This window comes from Liquorilactobacillus satsumensis DSM 16230 = JCM 12392 (genome assembly GCF_001435195.1).
GTDB lineage: Bacteria > Bacillota > Bacilli > Lactobacillales > Lactobacillaceae > Liquorilactobacillus > Liquorilactobacillus satsumensis.
Window position 1 is genome coordinate 29,589 of record NZ_AZFQ01000049.1, and the last position, 20,388, is coordinate 49,976.

Sequence of the window (20,388 nt, forward strand, 5' to 3'; positions counted from 1 at the left end):
AAATAAGCTTTTTACTAAAGATTCTTATCCATATTAAAAGTTAGCCGCGATAATGTCAAACCTTGTGTGACCAATTCGCCAATCAACTTCATTGTCAACGCTCGCATTTTAGCCACAAGTTCGTAATTACTCTGTGTTAAAGCGGCGGTAACTTCGCTTTCAGTATCCACTGCAGCGACTTTTTGATCTGCAGCCGCAATCATTTGATGCTGTAATCGCCGACATTCTTTTAGATAATCTAAGTCAGTCTGAACAAAGTGAGAATAGTGTGCTTCCACTAACATTGACAACGTACGATACATCCAATATGCACTCTTAATGTCGTATTTAAGCGGTGTTTGACTCCAGCTAGGCGCAGTGTCATTTGCATTTGTGTAAAACGGTACATAGGGACTAAATGAAGGAATTCCAAAACAAATCCACATCAGAGCGGCATTTTTAGCAGGAACAGCATTCCGCAGCTGCAAAATGTGTGAATTTTGTGTCCGGTTAAGCGCAATCGGTCGGAATTTAAGGCGATCCTCTACACTGCCATGACCAAGAGGATCATATTTAGTCTCGTTATAATGTGAACTGAGAATATATTCAAGATCCTCAACCGCTATCAAATGCTCAGCGTAGCAGATAAACGGTAACTCACTAGACATTGGAGCTTGTGGCGTACTTGGATTCAAATAACGCTGCCCGTACCAAACACGCGGTGTATTATAGTGACGGTCTTTTTCTGTATCAGTTCCAAATATACGCCGGAAGTTCCAGCCAGACTTATCTGGGTTAAGGTGATGAGCCGCTACGAATTCCTGAATTCCTGCTGACCACAAATAATTTTGCGGATCATCAAAATCAATTTGCTGCTGAGCCACTTGATTTGCAGCAATCGCATAGGCATTATCCGGAATTCGGGTTGCTGCCCAGTGATGCCCTGTCACAATCTCCATGTACCAGACTTCATCCCGATCAGCAAACAAAACCCCATTGCCTTCTGGTGAACCGTACTTTTTAATTAGCTCTCCCAAATAACGCACACCTTGGCGGGCTGAATCAATGTACGGAGCAACCATTGTCTGCAGGCTGTCTTCTGCCAAGCCATTCGGCACAAAGGGGTCATATGCGAGGGCACGTTCATTGCCATAAACGCTTTCAGTTGCAGACATAGCTACATTTTTTTCATTAATTGAACTTTCATCAAATACACCGTTATGTTCAACATCCGCGTTTGGCGTAGCCGTTAAGCGATAGCTGTTTGCCGGCAAAGGAGCTTTAAATCCATTTTGATTAGAGACTAGCACCCGCCCTGCACTACTGCTCGCCGGTCGCATGACAAACCGCTGCGGCGTCAAAGGCAAGAAAGTATCATCGTTTCGTGCAATCATCGTCGAACCATCAATTGTTGCTTCATTCCCCACTAAAATAGTGGTACATGCTTTTTCCATTACTACTCCTCCTAAAAAATAACACTCTTGATTATAAAGCTATCTCCGCTTTCAAAAAAGCATGCTTATTAATTTCTTTTAGTTAACTTGCTTTCATGTCTTAATAAGACTGCTTTAATTTCTTGGGCAAATTCCCACCGTTTAAGCGGTCGTAACTGCTGTGTTATTCGCGGCAGAAGTTTCCGAGCAGCTGGTGTCCGCAAAATACTTCCAGACAGATTCACCAGTGGCCGCTCAGGCGCATAGATCAAACCTGGATAAACAAAAAATGCACGCGCCCCTAAACGTTTTTTAGATTGCCTTTCAAGTTCCCTTTTAGCCCGCAGATAATTATGCAACAATTTGGGTGCAGCATTTGCCGAAACAAATAGCCATTTAGTTGTAGGTGCTTCAAACTGTAAAAATTCAAGAACCTTAGTCACGGGCCTAATTGTCTTTTGTTGATAATCATTATAATTACGTGCAAATAATACTCCAATTAGGTCGATCACCCAATCAGCGTCTTTTAACGGCTGTTGCCAAGCTGGTTCAGCAACTGTCAAATTAGCTTTAACCCACTGGACTTGCGGCCAGCGCCGCCACAAGGTCTCATTACCGCCAGAACGTGAAATACTGACAACTTCAAAACGACTGTCTTGCAGAAGTTCTGCGATCACTCCCTGGCCAACAAAGCCTGAACCTCCGAGTAATACTATTTTCATCTGTCGCCCTCCCTATGTAAAACTATAGCACATTGATCCAAAGATCAAACTATGCAAGCCTGCGTAAGCAAAAACTATCAACAACTAAAAAAGCCCTGCTACAACCCAGTTTTTTAAGTCTAGGTTTTTAGCAGGTACTTTGCAAATTTTTTTTAGAAGAATTGCCGCAAAATGTCCTTTAATGGTGGCAATTCTGGAATTTTCCAGTAATTTTCCAAGTATTCTTGGCCAAATTTCATATAACCCTTAGCTTCATCCATCACGATTTTGCCTGGAAGTGGAGCATCGTCTTTAACATAAGCATTGATTAAAATTGGTTTGTCCTTAATTGTATAAGCTTGATCAAGCGCTGCCTTAAATTCATCATTTGATTTGACAGTAATTCCGACCCCGCCGCATGCCTCAGCAAATTTAGCGTAATCCACATCAGCTAGATCAATCTGATAATTTAATTGGCCTGCAGATTGTTGCTCATATTCAATAAAAGCCAACTTTTGGTTATTAATCACAATACAGATAATTGGCAACTTATACTTGACAGCTGTCACAAAGTCTTGCATTACCATCGCAAAAGCTCCATCACCATTGAGCGTCAGAACCCTGCGCTTTGGATAAGCTAGCTGCCCTGCAATTGCACCTGGAAGCCCACAGCCCATCGTACCAAGCCATGATGAAATTGCAAATTTTTGGCTCTCCTTAACATGCAGAAAACGGGCTGCCCATGAAGTTGAAGTCCCTACATCGATCGAATATACAATGTCATCTGGTGCTGTCTCATCAATGTAAGCAACCATACTTTCTGGAGAGGCCGGTGCTGTATTTAATTTGCGTTTTCCAGCCATCCACTTGTTCCAGTTAGACATACTCTTTTGACAAGCCGCTAAAAAGTTTTTATCTGCATGCAAACTTCCTTGTGCATTGAGAGCTGCAATTACTTTAGCAGTATCGCCTTGAATTGCAACGTCTACTCCATAGCGCTTTCCCAAATTTTCGGCCTTTAGATCAACTTGAATACACTTAGCTTGCCCCTTAGCCGGCAAATATGGCAAATATGGATAATTTGTGCCAAGAAGTAGCAATAAGTCTGCGTTGTGCATCGCTTCATAAGCAGGTTTTGTACCTAATTTACCCACCTGTCCCAAAGAATTAGGATGATCATCTGCAATTGTACCTTTAGCTGGTAAGGTTTCAATAAATGGCAAATTATTTTTTTCTACAAATTCCCTAATTTGGCTGCCTGCCTGTTTAGCTCCGACACCTAACAAAACAATTGGCTTCTGAGCCGCTTTAAGTAGCTGAGCTGCCTGCTCTACCTGTTGTTTTGCGACTTCCGGTGTAGCCAACGCAAAAGCACGCGCAGAAGACTTATATTCTCCCTGCATCTTTTGCTCAGGAATATCATCAGGAATCGTTAAGACAGCGACCCCTTTATTCTCATAGGCACTTCTAACAGCTTCATCCACTACTTCAGGTAAGTTATCAACTGCAGAAATTGTCCGGTTAAAGACAGCTACATCATCAAATAACTTAGCGGTATTCACTTCTTGAAAGTAGCCCTCATTTAATGAAGCAGACGTTACCTGTCCTAATAAAGCCAAAACTGGTACATGATCCATCTTAGCATCGTATAAACCGTTCAATAGATGAATTGCACCTGGTCCACCAATTGAAAGACACACGCCCAATTTTCCAGTGTACTTAGCCTCTGCTGCCGCGGCTAATGCCGCCACCTCTTCGTGGCGCACCTGTGTAAACTTTATTTTTTTCTGCTGCCGGCGCAATGCATCAACAGTTGTATCAATGGAATCACCTGGTAGACCATAAACATTCTGAACTCCCCAGTCAACTAAAACATCAACCAGCAGGTCCGATCCTTTAGTATTTGCCATAAAAAACACTCCCTAAACTATATAATAATAGCTCATCAAAATCCGGGCTCACTTTTCATTCTACTGCAAAAAGATTTTGCACAACAGTTTTTTGCTTTAAAATTTCAAGGAACCTAGGCAACAGATTCAGCCTGCACAGGTTGCACCCTACCAGCAGTCCAAAATCAGTAATTTTGACTTATGGAACACGTTTATCCGGAATAAAAGAGGGGCTGTGACAAATTTAACTTTTGTCACAGCCCCCCTGATGCTTATTTTAATTACCACAAACTCACTGCCACAGACTGAAAAAGCAGTTATTCAATCACTAATTTTGTTCCTGCAGCAATATTTTCATAAAACCATTTAGCATCTTTAACGGATAGTCTGATACTGCCGTTAGTATCTTCTTTTTGCCCCAAATTTTGGGCTTGATCTGTTCGGTACTTGCCCTTTTCATCGGTCGGAACGGTGTGAATCATGTTCTTTCCATCACCCTTCCATGACACCCAGTATTTGGCACCTTCATTTATGGTAGGCGAATAGAAGAATGCTCCTCTTTTAGACTCAACCTTAAAAGTCCCTTTAGGAAACTTCTTTTTATTATTAGAATATCCTTCTGCGTTAGTTCCAGCAGAAATATACATTTTATAGACGGTCTTCTTACCAGACATTATGTACATTCTCTGACGCTTAAGTGAAACTTTCACCCACATCTTTGGTAGAAATTTAGCGTCTGGATAATCCTTTTTTTCAGATGATTTACGCCAGTTAATCGGATAGCGCATCTCTGGATCAGTACTTTTTTTCTTTAAAGTTGCTTCCTTTTTAGCCTGTTTAGCAATCTTAACTTGATTTTCTTTTTCTGCATGGCGCACATAAACCACACTTCCGGCAGCAATGCACACAAGTACCAGTGCGACAGCCCACGCAAATATTTTCTTCTTATTCATCTGACCCATCCTTTAATTTTTATTAAGTCTGACGCTTTCAACATCAAAGATTCGGTCGACCCAGCCTTCATAAAAGGGTTCTTCATGGGAAACAAGTAACACATTCCCAGGAAAAGCAATTAACGCATCACGAAGCGCATTTTTGGTCTGTTCATCCAAGTGATTAGTCGGCTCATCCATAATCAGAAAATTACTTGGTTTAAGTTCCAGGATACACAACTTTACTTTTGTTTGTTCTCCACCACTTAACAAGCGCATCGGCTTCATGATGTTGGCTGGGCTCAAGCCTGCTCTTGCAAGCCGCTGACGCACGGTCTTGGCTTCCAAGCGCGGATAGACATCCTGCACAATTCCCAAAGGAGTCTGGTCCGGATTTTGCCACTCTAAATCTTGGGTAAAATAGTTCACTTCAGCGGCATCTACAAATTTAGCACTGCCTCCAAAAGTCGGAATTAAACCTAAGATTGATTTGATCAAGGTCGACTTTCCAACACCGTTAAATCCTTTGAGTACCACTTTTTCGCCGTGACTAAGCGAAAAAGTCACCGGTTCCAGCAAGGGCGCCTGATATCCGACTGATAGTCCTTCAACAACCAAGGTTGCCGAGGAAAGCAGCTCAATGTACGGAAATTTAAAATGCGCCTGCAAGGCATCACTAGGAGGATCAACACGTTCAAGTTTGTCCAGTCTTTTTTGCCGAGACTTAGCCATTGTAGAACGCGAACCGGCTTTATTTTTCCTAATATAAGCCTCATCTTTTTCAATTTGGCGTTGCTGTTTTTCGTATGCTTTCAATTGCACTTCTTTTTTTTGCTCTTTTTGCTTGACTGCTGCACTGAAACTGCCGGTATACTTAGTAATTTTCCCGAATGCTACATCAATAATTGTATTTGTAATTTGCTCTAAAAAATTATAATCATGCGAAATAACCATGAAGCTCCCAGAAAAATCTCTCAAATACCCAATCAACCATTCGATGTGCTCGGTATCAAGGTAATTAGTCGGCTCATCCAGCAAAAGAACATCAGGTTCCTCAAGGAGCAGTTTAGCCAGAATAATCTTAGAACGCTGTCCTCCACTACATTGATCAACTTGCCGTTCTTTGCCGATTGCGTCAATTCCTAATCCGGTCATCACTTGTGCAATCCGGGTTTCTATCTCGTAAAAACTGCCAGCCTCTAATTGCTCCTGGTAACGTCCCGCCTTTTCCAACAGCTCATCATTCATCGTCTTTGCATATTCTTCATAGCATTTAGCCTGAGCTGCACTAATTCGGTACAAATTTGCAAACGCAGATTTTAAAAAGGCAAACACTGTCAGTTCGTGTGCGTTTTGTGCATACTGATCCAAGTAACCAATTTTGACACCTTTTTGCCATTTAATACTGCCTTCATCAGGCAATTCTTGGCCAGTAATGATTTTAATCAGTGTACTTTTTCCTGCTCCATTTTGGCCAATTACGCCCATATGATCTTCTTTATTAAGTCTAAAAGCTGCATTCTGATACAGCTGTTTATCAGCAAATGAATGTGCCAGACCATCAACTTCTAAAATACTCATTATTCTCCATCCTCTTACCGGGTGATTATATCATACTCTCTTCAACAAATAATAATTTATTCCAACAAAAAAGCCAACATTAAACGTCACTGACGCCTCATGTTGGCAGATAATTTTTAAGGATAAAAAAGCTGCTATTTTGCTGCTTTTTCCAACTCTGCACGACTCTTCAAAAACTCCAAAACATTTTGATGTTGTGCACGACGTTTCTTAATATTTTTCTGATTTACAGGGCGGCGATCATTTGCAACCCCAACATGTGTGTTCTGTGACATTTGTGTAGTTTCCTCCCTTCATTTATTGCGTATCACTTTATGTTAAACTGTAATACAATTTTTTTCAAGTTCCATTTTATGCTTTCCGTCGCCGCCGTGATTTAGCCTTCTGCAAGTTGACACTCAATAATTCCTGCAAAATCGCTACATGTTGGCGATAAAGATCATCCAATCCCAACTTTTGGTAAAGTGAGAAGGTATCAGAGATAATCTTTAGCCCCTGCTCATAATCACCATCATTAATGATTTTGAGTCCCTCAAAGAAAGTTTTGTTACTCAAAGCGCTAACATTGCTTGAATCAACTTTAATTTTATTTAAGAGATTATAGTAGTAAGCTACGTGTTCTTTTTTGTTAGCCTTCATGAAGAGTAAGATTGCGTTGCACAGCGTTTTAATTTTCAGGTTTTCAAGCGTGATGTCTTGAACTTCTGCTTCAGTATCCCAATCATGATTTTGTAACAACTTTTCTGTTGAGGAACTATCAAACATAAAGATTGCATCCGAAAATAGCGAATATTCATAATAGCCCCATTTGTGACTTCTTGACAAATAGTGCATGATTTCCTTGCGCTCGCTCAAAGTACTTTCACTTGTTTTGCCTAATGTTTTCTTCATCACATCAGCAATCACCGCCAGATTATGAAGACGTAAAAGATGTGATGCGTTGTACTCTTTTTCAATCTTTTTCTCGATGGCCTTGATCTCTGTAAGATTTCCCTGGGCGAAAGCCTGTTTCAAATCATTACGACAACTGCGATAATGGTCGTCTTTTTTTATAAACTTCCCAAAAAGCTTCATAAATTCATCGGCACCGACATTTAATCTATCCAATATATGTAAGAAAGTATCCGCGGTTGTCTCCACCAGTCCGCTTTCATATTTATAATACATTGAGCGTGACAGTAAATCGTCATAAATTGTTTTCGCTTTAATTCCTTTTGCAGTTCGAATGTTTTTAACTAGCTCTCCTGTTTTCATCTTTCCGCCCCTTTTAATATTTTATTGCACAAGTGTTTAATATATAACAGTTGTTCAAAAAATGGTCATTCTATTATATATCAGTGAAATTTGGTCTTAATACTATGCACAATCTATTTTTACGCTATTCATTGCAATAATAAAGCTTTGTGAAATATAAAATGATTTTTACAAATAATTGTTTTCCCCTTTTTTTAATACTTGGCATCCAATAAAATAATAAATTGGAAACTTTATTGTCTTCCCCAGTACCCGGTGTTACAAGTTTATGATACCAGATTATTCTCTAAAAGTAACCATTATTTCAGATTTTCCCAGCTGAATTTACCTCAATTTCCAAATAACGTTCTGCTTTTTTATATCGGTCACTCTGTTTTCAAATTTAACTTTTATTTTCAGATAAAAGTAGGAAAAAAGTGGAAAACCGCATTCTGTTGTTAAATGCACAGTTGCTCAGCAAAGTAGCAGACAAAGCCTTCACTTTATGCATTAATAACCGTGAATTGGGAGTCAAACCCTTTTTTAAACAAATTTAATGGAAGAATGAAGAAAAATGGATTGCAATAAAATTAAAAAAACAGCTTAATAAAGATTACACTTACGCACTTAAACTAAAAAAGCCATGCCAAAACTTATCAGTTTTGTCACAGCCCCTCTTTTATTCCGGATAAAAGTGTGCCATAAGTCAAAATTCTCCGTCTAACTTCGAATTACTCATAGCAAAGTACTCGCTATGTTCGTAATTTCGAGTTAGCACTCAAAATTTTCCCGACCTATGTCACACTCTCCTTCATACATACAAACACCGAGTCATTTAAATTTATTCATATCGGATTGAACATAGCTTAAAACTTTCTGCTAATTTTGCTTTTTCAATAAGTCACGAATTTCTTCTAATAGTTGAACTTCAGGTGTAATTTTAACCACCTTTTTCTTATTGACTAATTTATTAACAGCTTTAACCAATAAAAAGATCACAAATGCAATAATCAAGAAGTTAATGACTGCGTTGATGAAACTTCCAAATCTGAAAGTTGCACTTCCAATTTTTAAGACCCAGTCAGAAAAATCAATGCCACCAATAAATAACCCGATTAACGGATTAATCAGGTAATTTACCAAGGCCTTCACAATTGAGGTAAATGCACCGCCGATAATAACACCAACTGCTAAGTCCATCACACTGCCACGCGAAATAAACTCTTTAAACTCTTTAATCAACTCAAACACCCCTATGTAATTAATTAGTTTTAATGTAGCAATAATTAGTAAAACATTCAACTAAACGGCCTTATAAAACAACTATTTGTCTCTTAGGTAGGTTTCTGAGTATTAAACTTCCTAAAAAGATTACCATATGCTACATTTAAGCTAGTATAAAGAAAGGATTGTCATCCAATGAAACAAACATATCACCAGCTTTCTTCCACAAAAACACTTGAGCAGCTGCAAACCGCTAAAACTGGTCTAACACCAGGTGCAGTTGACGAACGTTTGCAAAAGTATGGTCAAAATGTCTTGCGCGAACAAAAAGGAACAACGCTATTGCAGAAGTTCTTGAGTCAGTTCAAAGACTTGATGATTATTATTTTGATGGTGGCTGCTGTAATTGCCTTCTTTGCCGGTGATGCCTCGGACGCAGTTATTATCTTTTTAGTAGTGATCTTAAACGCAGTCTTCGGCGTTTTTCAAGAAGCGAAAGCTGAAAATGCGATTAATGCTCTCAAAGAAATGACGACCCCCTCTTCTCGTGTGCGCCGTGACGGGCAAGTCCAAACTGTAAAAAGCTCAGAACTCGTTCCAGGAGATATTGTTTTGCTTGAAGCAGGAGACATTGTTCCAGCCGATTTGCGGCTCCTTAAAACTGCCTCACTACAAATCGAAGAAGCGGCATTAACGGGCGAATCTGTCCCGGTCGATAAAAGTGAAGCACCGCTTGCTCAATCCAAGCTTCCTCTTGGAGACCGTAAAAACCTTGGTTATATGAATACCAACGTCACCTATGGAACTGGTGAAGGTGTTGTGATTGCCACTGGTATGGAAACTGAGGTTGGACATATTGCGACGATGCTTAACAGCGTTGATAAATCAATTACACCTCTACAAAAAAATATTATTCATCTTAGTAAAATCCTGAGTATCCTTGTTTTGCTGATTGCCGTCTTAGTTTTTGCAATTGGGATTCTCGTTGGCCGTTCCTCAGTGCTTGAGATGCTGCTAACGTCAATTTCTTTGGCTGTTGCTGCTATTCCTGAAGGATTGCCCGCCATTGTGACAATCACATTGGCATTAGGAACGCAGACAATGGCTAAACGCAATGCCTTGATCCGAAAGCTGCCCGCCGTTGAAACACTGGGAACAACAGAAATTATCGCTTCTGATAAAACTGGCACATTGACACAAAATAAAATGACGGTCGAAAAAATCTACCTCCCTGATGCCTTGCAGGATGCCGCACAAGCCTCATTAACGCTTCAGGATCGTTTGACTCAAATCATGATACTTGCAAATGATAGTCAAAAGACACCAACCGGTCTGGTCGGTGATCCCACAGAAACTGCCCTAATTCAGTATTATCTCAACAAAAAATTAGAGCTTGTGTCACTGGAAAAAGATTATCCACGCGTTGCCTCAATTCCATTTGATTCAAAGCGAAAACTAATGTCCGCACTTGTTAAGAATAACCAACAAAACTATGTGATGACAAAGGGCGCAATTGATGAGCTGCTCAAAAGAACAAATCGAATTGAAGATCACGGTCGTATCCGGAAAATAACTTCTCAGGACCGAGCGCGTATTATGGAAGTCAACCACCAACTTGCGCTGCAGGCTCTACGTGTCTTGGGGTTTGCTTATTCCCCAGTTGAAGCTATGCCAGCTTCCTTGAATTCAGAAAACCTTGAGAAAGATTTAATCTTTGTCGGCATGGTCGGCATGATTGATCCTGAGCGTCCTGAAGCTAAAAATGCCGTGACTGAAGCACGGGCAGCTGGAATTCGCCCTTTGATGATTACTGGAGACCATAAAGATACCGCAACGGCAATTGCTAAACGCTTAGGGATCTTAAAAAGCACGGACGAAGACGCCGTAATCACGGGCAGTGAACTTGACCAGCTTTCCACTCAAGACTTGAACCAAAAAATTGCCCAATACTCCGTTTTTGCGCGTGTTGCACCTGAGCATAAAGTCAGAATCGTTAAAGCTTGGCAAAATAGAGGAAAGATTGTGGCGATGACGGGGGACGGTGTCAATGATGCACCTGCACTTAAAACAGCAGACATTGGTGTTGGTATGGGAATCACTGGGACAGAAGTTTCTAAAAATGCCAGTGACATTGTACTTGCAGACGACAATTTTGCAACGATTATTGTAGCAGTTAAAGAAGGACGGAAAGTCTTTGCTAACATTCAAAAGGCAATTCAGTACTTGTTATCCGCTAACCTCGGCGAAGTTTTAACCCTTTTCTTTATGACAATGCTGGCATGGGATATCTTCGCCCCGGCACAAATTTTATGGATTAACCTTGTCACAGATACATTTCCTGCAATCGCGCTGGGAATCGAACGTGCCGAAGCGACTATCATGCAACGCAGACCGCGTGGTAAGCAATCAAACTTCTTCAGCGATGGCGTTATGTCGAGTATCCTTTATCAAGGAATCTTAGAGGGTGCGCTAACTTTAGGAGTTTACTGGTTTGCACTTCAATTCCCATTTCACCATTCTTACACATTGATTCACGCTGATGCTCTGACAATGGCATTTGCAACGCTTGGTTTAATTCAACTATTCCACGCATTCAATTCCAAGTCATTGCACGGCTCAATCTTCAGAAAAGATTTGTTTAACAATAAAATGTTTAACTGGTCGATTCTGATTTCAGGTATATTATTGTTTGCTACTATCCTAGTTCCAGCCTTTAATGCAACCTTTAAAGTTACTCCGTTAGCACCACAGCAATGGTTGCTTGTCTTCATCGGTGGCACATTAATGCTCGTGATCGTCGAAGTTGTTAAGCTGGTGCAGCGTAAGTTACTCTATAAAAAATAAAAAAGACTACAAAAGCTTTGGAATGTTAGGCTTGAATTGCAAAATAAAGAGGGACTGTGACAAAAGTTAACTTTTGTCGCAGTCTCTCTTTTATTCTGGATAAACGTGTTCCATAAGTCAAAATTCTCCGTCTAACTTCGAATTACTCATAGCAAAGTACTCGCTATGTTCGTAATTTCGAGTTAGCACTCAAAATTTTCCCGACTTATGTCACACTCTTTTTCTAGTTATTCTGCATAAACGTGTTCCATAAGTCAAAATTCTCCGTCTAACTTCGAATTACTCATAGCAAAGTACTCGCTATGTTCGTAATTTCGAGTTAGCACTCTAATTTTCCCGACTTATGTCACACTCTCTTTTGTTTTACTTATATAAACTAAACTATTGCAGCTAGATGACCAGCCGTTTTGTCTTTGATCTCAAAATTCCCTGAAAAGTTTGTCAATCTGTGTATACTCTGCCGGTGTTAGTTCAACATTTAGCGCACCAACATTATTTTGAACTTGTTCAGGTTTACGTGCCCCAGGAATCACAACACTTAACGCTGGGTTTTGTAAATACCATGCCAAAATGACTTGTGCAACTGTCGCTGCATGCTTTTGAGCCAATTCTTTAACCTGTACAAGTGCCGCGATAATCTGCCTGAATTGCGCTGGTGTGAAGCGCTCAAACTTATCCCGATCTGTAGCTTGATACTTCCCCGTCAACAGTCCAGAGGCAAGCGGATAATAAGGCACAAATGAAATCTGCTGCTCCTTTAAATATGGGAAAAGTTCCTTTTCAGCTGTACGCTGTACTAAGCTATAGTTATCTTCAACAAGATCCACTTCACCATTTTTATTAGCTTCTTTTAGCTGTGCTAGCGAAAAGTTTGAAACCCCAATCGCTCTAATCTTGCCTTCTTTTTTCAAGGCTGCAAGTGCAGCCACAGCTTCATCTTTAGGCGTTGTTTTATCAGGAAAATGGATGAAAAAAATATCAATGTAATCTGTGTGAAGTCTTTTTAGTGCTTGTTCAACTGCATTCTTTAAAAATTCAGGCTCATTATTGGGCTGATAATCTTTACGAACATCTTGGGCGGCCTTAGTTGCTAAAATTACTTGCGCACGATCGTACTCTTGCAACACTTCTCCGATAATTTCTTCCGAGCGGCCTAGACCGTACATAAAAGCAGTATCCAACAGCGAAATGCCTTCATCCAATGCCGTCTTAATAACCGCCTTCCCATCAGTATCTTTAAGTCCCTTAAAAAGATTGTGGCCCCCTACCTTGTTGGTTCCAAGACCAAGCTTAGGTGCAATTAAAACATCTGTTTTACCGATTTTAACGCTTTGACTTTGATTCATTTTTATTCCTCCTTTTGCCTCAAATTCTTTTTTAATTATAAAACAGTTTATCCGAAACAGACTGCGATTCTGCTCACTTAACGTAGATTGTCATAAAATGCGGTAACCAGCTGATTTTTGCCGGTAACTGTGGCCCCTCGTCCCCATCGATTCTGACTGAGACTGCTTGCTTTGCAACTGGTTTGATGATCACCTCTTTGATATCAAAAGAGGTCAGGGTACTTGAGCGCCGTAAGTTGCCTGTTAGCGCAAAAAAGCCATAATTCAATAATTTATTAATTTTCATATTATTAAGCATCGTAACATGCAGTCCAGCAGATGTTTTCCCCAAATACTGATAACCGCCTACATAATTGGAAGTTGTCATTAGACAGACCCAAACCTTTGCACGTAAAGAAAATGTTTGATTAAAAAATAACAATTCAGCGGATTGCCTTTTTCCAAGGTGCTTAAGTGCACTCCAACCATAGACTGCCAAGCCGAACTTTTGTTTTTGCCTTTGCTGAACATCATTTGAAAGCTCAGCAAGGCTCCCAAAAAGTAATGAACTAACAATCGCTGTGCCATTGCATTCACCAATATCAACCCGGCGTTGATTTCCCCGTAAAATAAGGTCAATGGCCGCCCTTGGTTCAAGTGGAATTTGCCATTTTTGTGCAAAATTGTTAACCGTTCCCGCTGGAATCAGCCCGACAGGAACTTGGGCGTGAGCATGTACAAGAGCCGTAGCAACAATGTTCAACGTCCCATCGCCTCCAATACAGACGATCTTTGCCAACTGCTTTTGTCGCAGCATCTCCTGCAAACCTACAATTGCTTCTGCTCTAGTTTTTGTGTTTAATTCAATAATCTGTGCGCCTTTTTGTTCCAGTTTTTGCTGCATCTCGACCGCAATCTGCTGTGCTTGACCATCGCCAGCATTCGAATTGAAAAAAAGCAAAGTTTTTTTCTCCATTTTTTTCCCACCTGTCATCGTTAATTTTATTTCCTATTTTCCTTAAATTCTAATTAAGTTATAGTTTTTAGCTGCTCTTTAACTTTAACATAAGTACGCCTTGTAACTATGGAAACTGTTTCAAACCCCACCAGAATTAATATTCCTTTTTTATTTTCTAAGGTGCGCCTAAAAATTGTTTTCAATAGATTAAATTTGGTGTACAATGTGGATAGCTCAGAGATCTTTGAAAGGTGGTATTAAAAGTGAGCAGAAAGAAAAACAAACAAAACCGGCATAAATTAATCGAATATGCCAATGGGCCTTCATTGGAGGAAATTAACGGCACCGTCACAGTCCCACGGGGAAAGGGCTTTTGGAAAACACTTTTCGCATATTCTGGACCTGGTGCTTTAGTCGCCGTTGGTTATATGGACCCAGGGAATTGGTCAACATCCATTACTGGTGGACAGAATTTCCAGTATCTTTTAATGTCCGTCATCTTGATTTCAAGTTTGATCGCGATGCTGCTGCAATACATGGCTGCCAAACTTGGTATCGTGAGCCAGATGGATCTTGCACAAGCCATTCGTGCACGCACAAGCAAGGGATTAGGCATTGTTTTATGGCTGTTAACTGAATTAGCCATTATGGCAACTGATATTGCCGAAGTTATTGGTGCCGCAATTGCACTTTATCTCTTATTTCATATTCCCTTGGTGATTGCCGTTTTCATAACCGTTTTTGATGTCTTGTTATTGCTCTTATTAACTAAAATTGGTTTTAGAAAAATTGAAGCCATTGTGGTCTGCTTAATTTTGGTTATTCTTTTTATCTTCATCTATCAAGTAGCACTTTCAAATCCAGATTGGGCAAGTATGTTCAAAGGTTTTATTCCAACTGGAAAAACAATTGCCAGCTCACCTAGCGTGGGAGGGCAAACTCCTTTAACCGGCGCATTAGGAATTATCGGTGCGACTGTAATGCCGCATAATCTGTATCTGCACTCTGCAATCTCGCAAACCCGTAAAATTGATCATAGCGATGAAGAAGATGTCGCTCGCGCAGTCCGCTTTACAGCTTGGGATTCAAACATTCAGCTGACAGCTGCCTTCATCGTAAATTCTTTATTGCTAATCATGGGGGTTGCTGTTTTCAAAACCGGCGCCGTCAAGGATCCCTCCTTCTTCGGTTTGTTCCATGCACTTTCCGATACTTCGATGCTTAGTAATGGTATTTTGATTGAGGTTGCCCGTTCAGGAGTTCTTTCCACCTTGTTTGCGGTGGCATTGCTTGCTTCTGGTCAAAATTCAACTATTACAGGAACCTTAACTGGTCAAGTTATTATGGAGGGCTTTGTCCATCTAAGAATGCCGCTTTGGTTACGTCGTTTAGTCACCCGCTTAATTTCTGTTGTCCCTGTTTTGATCTGTGTCATCTTGACGAGTGGAAAAAGCGACATTGAAGAACATACTGCCCTTAATACGTTGATGAACAATTCGCAAGTTTTCCTAGCCTTTGCGTTGCCATTTTCAATGCTGCCACTTTTGATGATGACCGACAGTCGAGCTGAGATGGGCGAACGCTTCAAAAATACATTGCTTATTAAAACCTTAGGCTGGATTTCCGTAATTGGACTGACTTATCTCAATATGACGGGGTTACCCGGACAAATCCAAGACTTTTTCGGTTCTAATGCTTCTAAGACTGAAATTGCACTGGCAAATGACATTGCCTATTTCTTAATCTTCTGTGTCCTTGCGTTACTGATCTGGACAGTCATTGACCTGTACCGCGGCAACAAACGTTTTGCTGCCGGTAAGACGGCTAAGCCCTTAGAGGATGAATAATTAGTTTGCAAATGATTTGAGCGAATGGAGATGTTGTACCATTGAAAAATCTTAAAAAAATTCTAGTTGGTGTTGATGATTCTGCAGATGCGCTGTTAGCTTTTGATTATGCTATTCAACGTGCCAAAGAAGAACATGCTGAACTCATCATTACCTCTGTTCTGGAAAGCAATGAGCTAAGTGTTTATCAAGCAATGGATAAAGATTACATTCATGGCGAACGTTCAGAATTAGAAGAGCACATTTTAGATTATCGAAAACAGGCCTTGGAAGCCGGCGTCAGTGCTGTACGAACTATAATTGCTGAAGGAAATGCCGGTGAAGCGATCGTAAAAGATGTTATTCCTAATGTGAACCCCGACTTATTAATCATCGGCTCTGCATCTAAAAAAGGAATTCGGCGTCACTTTGGCAGTCAGGCTGCATACATGGCAAAGTACGCTCCCATCTCTGTCTTAGTCGTAAGATAAAACAGCGTGCTCATTTTAAAAGAAAAAAAGATTATGCAATTGCGAATATTATTTCGTCTAGAAATTGTGTAATCTTTTTTTTAATAAACAGCCTTTCACTATGTTAGAATCAAGTGTAATAACTTTAAAAAAGGGAGTTAAAATTTTATGAGCTTACTGAAACTCAGTAACATTCACAAGTCTTACTTTCTGGGGAAAGAAGAAAGCAAGGTTTTAAATGGAATTGATCTTGAGTTTAATTCTGGAGAATTTGTTTCAATCCTAGGAGAATCCGGTGGCGGGAAGTCAACCTTGATGAATATTATTGGCGGACTTGACCGTGAATTTTCTGGGGAGTTACTTCTCAATAATGAAAAACTTGATCACCGAAAAGAAAAACAGCTAGATAACTACCGGCGAGGAACTATTGGTTATATCTATCAGTCATATAATCTTATCACCCACCTGACTGTTCTTGAAAACGTCATGGTGTCCCTTGATATGACGTCCCTTTCGCACACCGAGAGAGTCGCACGAGCTAAGCAATTGCTTGAGCAGGTTGGTCTGGGTGAACATTTAAAGAAACATCCTAATCAGCTTTCTGGTGGTCAAAAACAGCGTGTTGCAATTGCACGTGCACTCGCAAGTGACCCAGAAATTATTTTAGCTGATGAACCTACAGGAGCTTTAGATTCCAAGAATACACAAGAAGTTCTGGCAATTTTGAAAAAGATTGCTGCTGATGGCAAACTTGTTATTGCGGTGACGCACTCACAGGAAGTTGCAAATCACGGTACGCGAATTATCCATCTTGTTGACGGTCAGATTGATAGTGACGTTCGTTTAGGGGAACCTGATAGCCAAGACAAAACACCTGCAAAAATTGAGGCCCGCCCTTTACGTGCAGGTGCAAGTTACCTTTCTGCTTTTAAACACCTGCTGTATAATTTCAAACAGAATTCATTGATTATTATTGGAACGGCTATCGGCATCTTTGCGGTACTGCTCTTTTCAGGATTAGGTAATGGAATTAATTCATATATCCAAAATCAAGTCAATTCATTAGTAAATCCTCGATCAATGACTGTTTTAAGCAACCCTTCAGGCAAAAAGCTTTCAAATACAGAAGCACAGCAATCTATGCAAGAGTTCAGCCAAGATCCAACCAAATTTTTTATCTCGGATCAACAACTCACCCAGATAAAGAAAACCAAAGGCACCGCTTCAATTGAGCCAGGTTATCAGTTAGGGACCTACTCACTGAACTATCAAGGGAAAAATAGCAACTCGTCAGGAATCCAGAGCTACACTAAGGCATTTGCTGATAATAACCTAAAAAATGGTAATTGGCCTAAAAGCAACGAAATTGTAATTTCCAAACAACAAGCTGTGACACTTTTAGGGAACAACAACTATCGTTCACTAATAGGTAAAAAGATCGGGGTTGTCATCAACTGGCTTTCCGCCCAAGATACACCCGTTCAAGTAAAAACTGACCTGACTGTTTCAGGAATTACTGGTTCCAGCAGTGCCAGTGGGCAAGTTACCTTGCTTAATTACAGCAGTCTGCGTTCCTTGCTCAAAGATGCTGGGGCAAGAACCGAACCGAACTTTATTTCTGTCAACGCAAAAAATCTTGATAATGTAAACTCAGTTGCAAATAGTATTCGTAATCAAAAAATTAATGGCAAGCATGCCTTTGCAGTTATGACTGTGGGTGATTTGCTTAAAACCATTAACACCTATGTAAGTCTTGCATCAACGGTCTTGGCGGCAATCGCTGGTATCTCGCTTATCGTTTCAGTCCTCATGATTGTTGTTACAATGTACATGTCTGTAGCAGAGCGCACAAAAGAAATTGGAATCCTGCGTGCACTTGGAGAACGACGTAAGGATATTAGACGGCTCTTCACTGCAGAATCCTTAATGATTGGTTTCTTTTCAGCAATCTTTGCGCTCATAATTGCATGGCTTGCCAGTGCAGCACTTAATCACGCGCTCTATGGCTTAATCAAATTTAACATTGTGCAGATCAACTTAAGCAACGTTATCTTCGCGATCTTAGTTTCACTGTTTATTTCGTTAATTGCGGCTCTCTTGCCTGCTCGGAAAGCTTCGCGTTTGAACCCGATCGAGGCTCTGTCTGCAGAATAAAATAAACTGTTAAGTAATTCAGATAGGCAGCAATGTGCGTAATCAATGCTGTTTTTAAAGAACTTTCACGTTAATGCATTACAAAAAAGAGAGTGTGACATAAGTCGGGAAAATTTGAGTACTAACTCGAAATTACGAACATAGCGAGTATTTTGCTAGGAGTAATTCGAAGTTAGACGGAGAATTTTGACTTATGGAACACGTTTATCCGGAGTAAAAGAGGGGCTATGACAAAATTTAACTTTTGTCACAGCCCTTTTTTGTATGGATAACCATGTTTCAACAGTCAAGATTTTCAGTCTAACTCAAATTTTGACAATTTATGTCACCCGTTTTAATTTTTTTAATAATTATTATTTATCCAGCTTCGCATAACTTCTGCTGCTTCCGCTATTTTCCACGCGAAAGGATGAAAGACACAAGCCATACCAGAATCACAGCTCCAATTATTGAAGGAATGATTGCCATTCCGGCTAATTGTGGTCCCCATGAACCAAGGATCGCTTCCCCGATTGCGGATCCTACTAAACCAGCTATAATGTTACTGATCCAGCCCATTGACTTGCCTTTACTTGTGATTGCCCCTGCAATCGCACCTATAATTGCACCTATAATCAAGACCCATAACCAATGCATACTCTAATCCCCCTAATTTCATAAAATAAACTGGCAATCTTCAAAAACGCAGATTGCTCAGTTTTAAAATTGACACATTTCAGTCAAAATAACCTTACTTTTTATCGATCTTTTTCTTTAGATCGTCGACGGTTTCTTTGACTGTGTCCTTAGCCTCTTCAAGTTTATCCTTAGCTTTGCCAAGAATTCCCTGTGCTTTTCCTTGGGCCTCACGTGTCTTGTCTCCAGTTGCCTTGCCCTCAACTTCTTTAGCTTTACCAGCAACCTGATCCTTTGTTCCCTCGACCTTGTTTTTTAAGCTCATCTTTGCATCTCCCTTCACTAATCACCTATTCAGGACATCAAGCAGGATGTTCAAAAAAGTGAGCTAATTTCCTACAACTTTAGTTTAACAAAGCACAATATTTTAAGCAATTTTTCTGCTTTTAACTTTCAAACTCCTTCAAGTTATCTTTTGTAGCCGGTTGTACTTGTTCCAACTTGCCTTGCACCATTATTCGGTTAGTTTCACCAGTGGTTGCGGTCAAACACGTCACGAGTGTCACCAGTTGCTGCTTTGGCACATCATCAATCCAGCTAACTTGATACTTATCAATCACTCTGCGCTCAACAATCCGATAACGATAAACTTTTTTGCCGTCAGTCAGCAAAATCTCCATCCCTACTTTAGCTTTTGCGAGTGGAGAAAATAAAATATCAGGGTTGCTCATATGATGTCCTGCTAATGCGTAGTTTCCTGTTCCCATTTTTTCAGCTGGTTTCATTGTCCCAGCACCACGCAGCAAGTTTTCATTATTGATGCCATAAAAGATTGGTAAACGCATTCCAATTTGTGGAATAGCAATTTTACCGATCATGCCTCCTTGAGTTTGAGCTGCTTTACTTAAGGTCGAAAGATCTGCCGCTTTAACACTTTTAAAATCAAAGTTTCCTTTCTTACGCATTTTTTTACTAATACTTTGTGGCTTTTTTTTAAGTTGACTAGTTGCTATTTCGCGAATAACAAAAGTTTTAATCTGCTCGTTAAAAATCAAAGCAATTCCAACCAGCAGCAAGCTGACTGCCAGTGCCCTTAACAATATTTTTTTATATTTTTTCAAGTTACTTCCCCGCCCATCATAGACTTCCTACTCTTACCAGTATTGTCGCACAAAAAAATATTTTTAACAAAAAAAGAGAGGGACAAAGAGCGTTTAGTTGGCT

At 40.1% G+C, this 20,388-nt stretch carries 17 protein-coding genes; 4 read left to right on the forward strand and 13 right to left on the reverse strand.

Annotated features, from left to right (window positions below; all coding sequences use genetic code 11):
- Nucleotides 1-14: 14 nt before the first annotated feature.
- The 8 genes from FD50_RS07975 to mscL form a co-directional block, all read right to left on the reverse strand.
- Complete coding sequence (locus tag FD50_RS07975) at nucleotides 15-1,433, reverse strand: C69 family dipeptidase (protein ID WP_056961062.1); 1,419 nt, start codon at nucleotides 1,431-1,433, stop codon at nucleotides 15-17.
- A 68-nt stretch (nucleotides 1,434-1,501) separates the two neighbouring features.
- A complete protein-coding gene (locus tag FD50_RS07980) occupies nucleotides 1,502-2,134 on the reverse strand; it encodes an NAD-dependent epimerase/dehydratase family protein (RefSeq protein ID WP_056961063.1) in 633 nt (210 codons plus the stop codon).
- 152 nt (nucleotides 2,135-2,286) lie between these two features.
- Nucleotides 2,287-4,023, reverse strand: coding sequence for a pyruvate oxidase (locus tag FD50_RS07985; RefSeq protein WP_056961064.1), 1,737 nt, complete (start codon nucleotides 4,021-4,023; stop codon nucleotides 2,287-2,289).
- 296 nt (nucleotides 4,024-4,319) lie between these two features.
- Nucleotides 4,320-4,955 (reverse strand): L,D-transpeptidase, encoded by a 636-nt coding sequence (locus tag FD50_RS07990; protein WP_056961065.1) that lies wholly within the window; start codon nucleotides 4,953-4,955, stop codon nucleotides 4,320-4,322.
- A 12-nt stretch (nucleotides 4,956-4,967) separates the two neighbouring features.
- The gene (locus tag FD50_RS07995; RefSeq protein WP_056961066.1) at nucleotides 4,968-6,515 is read right to left on the reverse strand and encodes an ABC-F family ATP-binding cassette domain-containing protein; all 1,548 of its coding nucleotides are present in this window, start codon (nucleotides 6,513-6,515) and stop codon (nucleotides 4,968-4,970) included.
- Nucleotides 6,516-6,649: 134 nt separating this feature from the next.
- The gene (locus FD50_RS12845) at nucleotides 6,650-6,790 is read right to left on the reverse strand and encodes a hypothetical protein (protein ID WP_164478094.1); all 141 of its coding nucleotides are present in this window, start codon (nucleotides 6,788-6,790) and stop codon (nucleotides 6,650-6,652) included.
- Nucleotides 6,791-6,866: 76 nt separating this feature from the next.
- Nucleotides 6,867-7,769, reverse strand: coding sequence for a helix-turn-helix domain-containing protein (locus FD50_RS08000; RefSeq protein WP_056961067.1), 903 nt, complete (start codon nucleotides 7,767-7,769; stop codon nucleotides 6,867-6,869).
- Between the two features lie 858 nt (nucleotides 7,770-8,627).
- Nucleotides 8,628-8,990 carry a large-conductance mechanosensitive channel protein MscL gene (gene mscL, locus FD50_RS08005; protein ID WP_056961068.1) on the reverse strand — a complete coding sequence of 121 codons (363 nt, stop codon included), beginning with the start codon at nucleotides 8,988-8,990 and terminating at the stop codon, nucleotides 8,628-8,630.
- 177 nt (nucleotides 8,991-9,167) lie between these two features.
- On the opposite strand from mscL, the gene FD50_RS08010 reads away from it, so the two are divergent.
- Nucleotides 9,168-11,816, forward strand: a complete 2,649-nt coding sequence (locus tag FD50_RS08010) for a cation-translocating P-type ATPase (protein ID WP_056961069.1) — start codon at nucleotides 9,168-9,170, stop codon at nucleotides 11,814-11,816.
- A gap of 419 nt (nucleotides 11,817-12,235) precedes the next feature.
- Here the strand turns inward: FD50_RS08010 and FD50_RS08015 are convergent, their stop codons facing one another.
- Nucleotides 12,236-13,162 (reverse strand): aldo/keto reductase, encoded by a 927-nt coding sequence (locus FD50_RS08015; RefSeq protein WP_056961070.1) that lies wholly within the window; start codon nucleotides 13,160-13,162, stop codon nucleotides 12,236-12,238.
- A 73-nt stretch (nucleotides 13,163-13,235) separates the two neighbouring features.
- On the reverse strand, nucleotides 13,236-14,117 hold the full coding sequence (locus tag FD50_RS08020) for a diacylglycerol/lipid kinase family protein (protein ID WP_056961071.1): 882 nt from the start codon (nucleotides 14,115-14,117) through the stop codon (nucleotides 13,236-13,238).
- 245 nt (nucleotides 14,118-14,362) lie between these two features.
- On the opposite strand from FD50_RS08020, the gene FD50_RS08025 reads away from it, so the two are divergent.
- The 3 genes from FD50_RS08025 to FD50_RS08035 all read left to right on the forward strand — a co-directional run bounded on the left by FD50_RS08025 (nucleotide 14,363) and on the right by FD50_RS08035 (nucleotide 18,549).
- Nucleotides 14,363-15,946, forward strand: a complete 1,584-nt coding sequence (locus FD50_RS08025) for an Nramp family divalent metal transporter (protein ID WP_156653519.1) — start codon at nucleotides 14,363-14,365, stop codon at nucleotides 15,944-15,946.
- A gap of 41 nt (nucleotides 15,947-15,987) precedes the next feature.
- The gene (locus FD50_RS08030; protein ID WP_056961073.1) at nucleotides 15,988-16,416 is read left to right on the forward strand and encodes a universal stress protein; all 429 of its coding nucleotides are present in this window, start codon (nucleotides 15,988-15,990) and stop codon (nucleotides 16,414-16,416) included.
- 147 nt (nucleotides 16,417-16,563) lie between these two features.
- Complete coding sequence (locus FD50_RS08035; protein ID WP_056961074.1) at nucleotides 16,564-18,549, forward strand: ABC transporter ATP-binding protein/permease; 1,986 nt, start codon at nucleotides 16,564-16,566, stop codon at nucleotides 18,547-18,549.
- Between the two features lie 390 nt (nucleotides 18,550-18,939).
- On the opposite strand, the gene FD50_RS08040 is transcribed toward FD50_RS08035, so the two are convergent.
- The 3 genes from FD50_RS08040 to FD50_RS08050 form a co-directional block, all read right to left on the reverse strand.
- Entirely contained in the window at nucleotides 18,940-19,185 is a 246-nt protein-coding gene (locus FD50_RS08040) for a GlsB/YeaQ/YmgE family stress response membrane protein (RefSeq protein ID WP_056961075.1), read from the reverse strand.
- 94 nt (nucleotides 19,186-19,279) lie between these two features.
- Nucleotides 19,280-19,489, reverse strand: coding sequence for a CsbD family protein (locus FD50_RS08045; protein WP_054758046.1), 210 nt, complete (start codon nucleotides 19,487-19,489; stop codon nucleotides 19,280-19,282).
- Nucleotides 19,490-19,610: 121 nt separating this feature from the next.
- Entirely contained in the window at nucleotides 19,611-20,285 is a 675-nt protein-coding gene (locus FD50_RS08050) for a class A sortase (RefSeq protein ID WP_054758045.1), read from the reverse strand.
- Nucleotides 20,286-20,388: the final 103 nt, after the last annotated feature.